Genomic DNA, 5,864 nt, shown 5'->3' on the forward strand with positions numbered 1-5,864 from the left:
TTCCTTCAGTGCACGTTGGTCAAATTCAAGGCTATAGGTCATCCAGCGTCACCTTAACGCGCTGCGGTGAAGCCAATCGTTCGCGTACGGTGTTTATGAGGGTTTCATCCTCTTCTGTCATGAGGACAGGCCGGAATGGAAGCTGACCGCGCTCAGCGACGTATTGCAGGGCTTGGCGCATGAGCTCAGATGGAGTCACACCCAAACGCTCCAGTTCGCGATAAGCGCGGGTTTTGAGGTCATCGTCCACACGGACATTGATTGAGGCCATTTCGCAGGCTCCTGTAAAGACGTTCGTCATTACAGTGGCATTGAACGAGATGTTTTTCAAGAAAATTTACAAGATATGTATGAAGAATTTACGTACTTTCGCACCTTTCCTGGTTAGCTAAGAGCGTGTTTCACCGAAGTATCTAAGTAACTCATTATCTTGCTATGGAATTTTTTAGCTTTCAATGGCTCTCCTTGTAATGTCTTGAATGCGGCATCGTAGATTAAATCTTTGAATTCAGACCAAGCGTTCTCATTTTTCAGAGCTACATCACGAAATTTTTTAACAAGCGACCCATATTCTTTTTCGAAATCCTTATTATAGGTTCTACTGTCGCTTACCTTGCTAAGTGCTACATAGCCTACAGCCATGGTTTTTATTAACTTCTTCATAACTTTTACTCTATCCCCTCCGTAAGATACAAATCTACTCAACTCGTAAATGTATGTAATGTATTTAGATTCGGTGTGGTTGTACGTGATTTTATAAAAAGGATGATTGCTCAACTTACTCCATTCTTCACGTAATACGCTATGATCTAGCATCATCAATTCATCAAATTCTCTTTTAGGATCTATACCGTTTATTTTATTAGCAAGTTGTGCTCTTTTAGACTTCGTTACTGATGCTGACTTTATGTATTCTCCCACTATATTTCCAAGGTATTCTTCTATCTTAATAAGTATCTCATTAGTCGACATTTCTTCAGAAATTTTCCACTCATCTAAAATATTTTCTTTTTTGATCGAAAGTCCGCCGCTTGCCCATTTGTTACCAAATTTTCTATTTTGGTGAGCGCCAGCATAGAATAGATTTCGGCAATGAAATAAACCTATGGAGCTTTTCCCTTTAACTGGTGCAATGTGACATAGATGTAAATCACCTTTAGGTCTTTTTTTAACAAGGGTCATTGTTTCTATGAACGAAGCAATATCATGTCCTTCTAGGATCTGAACTGATCTAGCTCTTCTACATTGGCTAACAAGACGAAGAACTTCATCATTCTGACGCAGATTTGCTCTTCTTCTTGCTATGCGTGTTTCCTGAGAGGTTTTCTTACGATGTGCTGCTTTCCTACATTTTGTTGAACAAAATATTTGATTCAACCATTGTTTAGATTTTTTGGGAATTTCTTTCATACAGGTTTGATTTTGGCACTGTTTAATCATGACTACTCGTCCTTTGGGTGGTAGTCATTTATTTACAGTTTTGAAAGGTAAGCCGTCCCCATATCCTGACTAGTCAAATCAAGGTGGTTCATTGCATTGCTGTTTAAAACCTGCAGTCTCCTGACATCAAAACTACTCAGAATCAACACAGGCGTGTGCCAAAACCGTTCACTGAGGTTTGGTGACGTCAGCTCGCTTTTGAAACCATTCGATTTGATGGGGAAAGCATCACGGTTTTCTAGTTTTAGGTCAGTCTCCCTTTTTATAAACTTTATATCTTTAAAAGCTTTAGCGGCTCTGCAGGCCTTTAAAATCAAGGTTCTTAGGCATGAATGTGCGAGAGATTCCTGTCGAATGTGCGAGAGATTCCTGTCGAATGTGCGAGAGATTCCTGTCGAATGTGCGAGAGATTCCTGTCGAATGTGCGAGAGGATCTGATAACCTCTCATAATGGATGATGGGAAACGGCTATGAGCAAGAATCTTCAGATCAAAAAATCTAACGCCCTGGTTGAGGCCGGTTATCGGTTAACACTGGGGGAGCACCGTTTAATTTTGGCCTGTATTGCCAAAAGCCAAGGGCAGACGTTGAACGACCAAACCCTGTATGAGGTTGATGCTTTAAGCGTTGTAGACCTTGTAGGTGTTACGCGTCAAACGGCTTACGAAGAGCTAAAGGATGCAGCAGATCGGCTTTTCAATCGCCAGATCACAGTCCCTTACGATCAGGCTGGAGAAACGCCTGCTATCAGACGGTTCCGTTGGGTTCAGCAGATCGAATACGTAGAAACCTTAGGGTTGGTTCGATTCCAATTCACCTCAGCCCTAATCCCTTACCTTTCTGAGCTAAAGGAACGTTTTACGGTTTACCCAATTGATGATGTCGTCAAAATGACGAGCATCCATGCTATTCGCTTGTACGAGCTTTTGGTTCAGTGGCGAAGCACCGGTAAGCGAGAAATCGAAATCGCATGGCTCAAAAAAACGTTTCAGATTGCAGATAGCTACAAATCCATTAGTGATTTGAAACGCTGGGTGATTGCGCCAGCTATAGAGCAAATCAACCTGCATTCCCCTATCAATGTGGATTGGAAACAGAAGAAAACCGGTAGGTCTGTAACTCATTTGGTTTTTGAGTTTTCGCCTAAAAAACCGCTGAAACAAAAAGCCAGGAAGGCCTTAAGTCGAAAAGAAGCGGAAAAGGAAGCAAGGCCTGGGGAAAGCTGGGATGAGCTTTCGAAACGCTTGGGCGTGGTCATTTCTTAGTTTTTGGGGAGCACACGTTTTTTGGGGATTTTGGATGCCTACCAGAACGGTAGGTGAAGAAACCCTTCAGGGTCATAGACACAGCGATCAAAGCACTGTGGGAAAGGAATGGCTCAGCTCAGTGTTTTGAGTAGATCCGCGAACGATTCGGGCTTTTCTCGTGGCAATGGAGCAGCTTCTTGAATAGCGGGTTTATGTTCGATCAGGAGCAGCTTCTTTTCTTCGATCTCAATCAGCTTTTCGAGTGCTGCTGCCAACCTTAGAGCGGTAGCTTCTGTAAGCGTCTCTGGTAGATTATCTGATGTGCATGACTGTGCAATTTCCTGTGCAACAGGCTGTGCAATTTGCAGAAGACTGCCATAGGCGCGGATCAGCTCGGACGTTTCAAAATAACGGCGATCATCGTGACCGAGGCTATAAGACAGACGGCCCTGATCACAATGGTTGTAGAGCGTTCGGCGAGATTTTCCAGTCAGTGCAATAGCTTCCTGAATGGTGTGCAACATCTGCATAGCCTCTGGTGTGCAATGTGTGCAGATACTCTAGCATTAGGCCTAATCGGAAACCGAATTGATTAGGCTTAAGACCATTCAGACGAACGCGTTTAAGCAGTTCGCGCCAACGCTCGATAAAGGGTTGCGCGATGCACATTCAAAATACGGGAAGCTTCGCTGACAGACAGTCCCTCTTCCTCGATTAACCTTCTCGCATGAACTATCTGTTCAGCGCTTAAAGCGGGACGTGGGCCGAAACGCACACCTCGGGCAAGAGCAGCAGCCCGACCAGCGCTAGTACGCTCGCCAATAAGCGAACGCTCAAAGTCGGCAATACCTGCAAAAATGGTCAAAACCATGCGGCCAGCAGGTGACGTGGTATCAGCCCAGGGTTCAGCTAATGAACGCAAACCAGCACCGGTATCCTTAATTCGTTCGGCAATGTGCAGAAGATCGCTTGTTGACCTGGCTAAGCGATCCAGTCGTGTAACCGTCACCACGTCTCCTGCGCGCAAATGATCGAGAAGGCGGCCTAGCTCCGGTCGATCTCGCTTAGCTCCACTCACTTTCTCCTCGAAAATGCGCTGGCATCCGATATCACTGAGTTTGGCTCGCTGTTGAGCCAAATCCTGCCCCTGTGTTGAGACCCGTGCATACCCAATCAACTGACCACTGTCCGTTGCCATGCTTCACCTGTCGCAGTATTTGTCGCAAGTAATGTATCACCTGCGACAGAGATATGCGACAGTTATGAACCAATGAAACCAGGGTACTAGCTGGTGTCGCACAACTTAGGAGTAAAGCGACGACTGCGACTTGGAGCGTTGGCCGCTCAGGATTTTATCGCCTTGAGGCGGATAACTCCGCAGTCAAACGCCATAGGCGTACCAATTCCCTTTGCAAAACGAAGTTGGGAATCCAGTAGCTTGTCACTGGTCTTGACCTCAATAAGCTTCATGGCTCCGTTTTTGATTACGATCAAATCGGGCCAACCCGCTCTGTAATCGTAAGGTGCTGCAGAGAATGCCAGCAGGATGTCCGCTATCTTGTCGTTCCCCAACTGCTCGTAAAGCTCCAACATGAAGCGTTTGTTGACTCGCGGAAAGAAGGACTTGAGGGTTGGATTTTCAATCAACTCGTTCACATTCCGCACTAAGGCGTCCGGAGTAATGGTCCTGACTGTATCTATGATTTCGGCAGTATGCTCAGCCAGAATCGTCATTTGAGCTTCTAGGTAACGAGTGACAGCATCGGCTCGATCGTTAAAGGTGTTCAGCCTAGCTAGTGTTTCTAATGCTGCGGCTTTCATTAGGAGAAGGGCAGAACCACCTTCGCAGAAGCTCACGCTGGCCCCGGAACTGGTATACGTCTGACCTACCACTTCTTCCGGTAATCCGGTTAGCCCTCCGTTCAAAGACCAAATTCGCTTGTCGTGTTTCTGTGCCAGTATATCAGTCAGAGACCAACCGATTTCTGTGCATTGATCAAGCAGGGACGCTTTTTGTTGCTTCATGCGTTTTCCTTGGTTAGTCGTCTTGGGGCCTTCAAATCAGCTTCAATCATAAATTCGCGAATTTTCTCACTGAGGCATGGTTTGAGCCTCAGTGAGCAAAGTCCACGAATCAAAAGTCCTTTAGAATTACAGTCTATAAAGCTTCGTCTTCTAAAGCTGAAAACTCAAGTTCGGCTGCGCTAGTATTCTCAAATGAATACTCAATTGCAATATAGCCAGATGATGTATCAGAAGCTGACGCAATAAGAGCTACTGACACTAACGACTCACCAAGAACAGAACCATATTTTGGAGCCCATTGCGCCATTAATATGCGTTCACCATTATAAATTCCCTGCATCCAATCTCGGGGCTCATTCCAAATGCTATCCAACATCAAGAAATCAAGCAAGTCATGCTTACCATACTTATTCTCAAGCTTTGATTTCATTGAGTCAAATGTAGTCTTTACTTCAACTCCGTAAGGATTAGTTTGTATTGTTTTACCAATTGCCTTAATCCATGAGAGCCCATGCTTTGGAGTTATAGTTAGTACGTAACTTTCAAATGCAGTGTGCGGCTTTGGGACCATTGTCGTGTGAAATTTACTAGGAGCTATCTCATTGAGAGGCTCATTAAATTCGGACATAGACATTCCCATTTCTAAACCGAACGGCCCTGTTTTCATTTTATTTTCCTTTTATTTAATACTGATTAGTTTTTAGTTTTACTTTTATTAATTAACTAAAGGCTCAGGTGTTGCTGGTTTGACCATAAATCCCATCATTAGTGATCATGCTTCATTTGAACCGCTCTGATGCTTTTCGATACGCTGCTTCATTCTCACGTTTATCGACTGCAACAACAAATACCACAACCTCTTGGTCTATGACCTGGTAGATCAAGCGATAGCCAGCGCTGCGCAGCTTTACTTTGTAGCAATCTGGCAGCTCGCGTAAACGATTGGCCTCAATGCGGGGATTCTCCAGGATTTCAGCCAGCTTTTTCTTGAATTGCTGCCGAATCGTATCTCCCAGCTTGTGCCATTCCTTCAGTGCACGTTGGTCAAATTCAAGGCTATAGGTCATCCAGCGTCACCTTAACGCGCTGCGGTGAAGCCAATCGTTCGCGTACGGTGTTTATGAGGGTTTCATCCTCTTCTGTCATGAGGAC

At 44.9% G+C, this 5,864-nt stretch carries 8 protein-coding genes and 1 pseudogene; 1 reads left to right on the forward strand and 8 read right to left on the reverse strand.

Translation table 11 applies throughout. The features are described 5' to 3' along the window. Positions 1-31 precede the first annotated feature (31 nt). Both AC19YR_RS24505 and AC19YR_RS24510 read right to left on the reverse strand, forming a co-directional pair. Positions 32-271 carry a type II toxin-antitoxin system RelB/DinJ family antitoxin gene (locus AC19YR_RS24505; protein ID WP_261737337.1) on the reverse strand — a complete coding sequence of 80 codons (240 nt, stop codon included), beginning with the start codon at positions 269-271 and terminating at the stop codon, positions 32-34. A 113-nt stretch (positions 272-384) separates the two neighbouring features. After that, positions 385-1,440 (reverse strand): hypothetical protein, encoded by a 1,056-nt coding sequence (locus AC19YR_RS24510; protein ID WP_500600420.1) that lies wholly within the window; start codon positions 1,438-1,440, stop codon positions 385-387. 470 nt (positions 1,441-1,910) lie between these two features. On the opposite strand from AC19YR_RS24510, the gene AC19YR_RS24515 reads away from it, so the two are divergent. Beyond that, the gene (locus tag AC19YR_RS24515) at positions 1,911-2,705 is read left to right on the forward strand and encodes a RepB family plasmid replication initiator protein (RefSeq protein WP_500600421.1); all 795 of its coding nucleotides are present in this window, start codon (positions 1,911-1,913) and stop codon (positions 2,703-2,705) included. A gap of 113 nt (positions 2,706-2,818) precedes the next feature. On the opposite strand, the gene AC19YR_RS24520 is transcribed toward AC19YR_RS24515, so the two are convergent. From AC19YR_RS24520 to AC19YR_RS24545, 6 genes and pseudogenes are all read right to left on the reverse strand, one after another. Continuing rightward, on the reverse strand, positions 2,819-3,211 hold the full coding sequence (locus AC19YR_RS24520) for a helix-turn-helix domain-containing protein (protein WP_500600422.1): 393 nt from the start codon (positions 3,209-3,211) through the stop codon (positions 2,819-2,821). 98 nt (positions 3,212-3,309) lie between these two features. Further along, positions 3,310-3,885 (reverse strand): recombinase family protein, encoded by a 576-nt coding sequence (locus tag AC19YR_RS24525; protein WP_500600423.1) that lies wholly within the window; start codon positions 3,883-3,885, stop codon positions 3,310-3,312. A 146-nt stretch (positions 3,886-4,031) separates the two neighbouring features. Next, positions 4,032-4,712, reverse strand: a complete 681-nt coding sequence (locus AC19YR_RS24530) for a VRR-NUC domain-containing protein (RefSeq protein WP_500600424.1) — start codon at positions 4,710-4,712, stop codon at positions 4,032-4,034. A 133-nt stretch (positions 4,713-4,845) separates the two neighbouring features. Next, positions 4,846-5,379 carry a hypothetical protein gene (locus AC19YR_RS24535; protein WP_500600425.1) on the reverse strand — a complete coding sequence of 178 codons (534 nt, stop codon included), beginning with the start codon at positions 5,377-5,379 and terminating at the stop codon, positions 4,846-4,848. Positions 5,380-5,491: 112 nt separating this feature from the next. Next, positions 5,492-5,779: a type II toxin-antitoxin system RelE family toxin gene (locus AC19YR_RS24540; RefSeq protein ID WP_500600426.1), complete on the reverse strand. Its 288-nt coding sequence runs from the start codon at positions 5,777-5,779 to the stop codon at positions 5,492-5,494. Beyond that, a pseudogene (locus AC19YR_RS24545) lies at positions 5,769-5,864 on the reverse strand (type II toxin-antitoxin system RelB/DinJ family antitoxin); the annotation flags it as partial. The gene AC19YR_RS24540 and the pseudogene AC19YR_RS24545, both read right to left, overlap by 11 nt.

Source organism: Pseudomonas sp. MF08817 (assembly GCF_059862705.1).

Excerpts from the sequence above, each read along its gene's own strand:
- AC19YR_RS24505 (WP_261737337.1), bottom strand. The coding sequence starts at position 271 with ATGGCCTCAATCAATGTCCGTGTGGACGATGACCTCAAAACCCGCGCT.
- AC19YR_RS24510 (WP_500600420.1), bottom strand. The coding sequence starts at position 1,440 with ATGATTAAACAGTGCCAAAATCAAACCTGTATGAAAGAAATTCCCAAA.
- AC19YR_RS24515 (WP_500600421.1), top strand. The coding sequence starts at position 1,911 with ATGAGCAAGAATCTTCAGATCAAAAAATCTAACGCCCTGGTTGAGGCC.
- AC19YR_RS24520 (WP_500600422.1), bottom strand. The coding sequence starts at position 3,211 with ATGTTGCACACCATTCAGGAAGCTATTGCACTGACTGGAAAATCTCGC.
- AC19YR_RS24525 (WP_500600423.1), bottom strand. The coding sequence starts at position 3,885 with ATGGCAACGGACAGTGGTCAGTTGATTGGGTATGCACGGGTCTCAACA.
- AC19YR_RS24530 (WP_500600424.1), bottom strand. The coding sequence starts at position 4,712 with ATGAAGCAACAAAAAGCGTCCCTGCTTGATCAATGCACAGAAATCGGT.
- AC19YR_RS24535 (WP_500600425.1), bottom strand. The coding sequence starts at position 5,379 with ATGAAAACAGGGCCGTTCGGTTTAGAAATGGGAATGTCTATGTCCGAA.
- AC19YR_RS24540 (WP_500600426.1), bottom strand. The coding sequence starts at position 5,779 with ATGACCTATAGCCTTGAATTTGACCAACGTGCACTGAAGGAATGGCAC.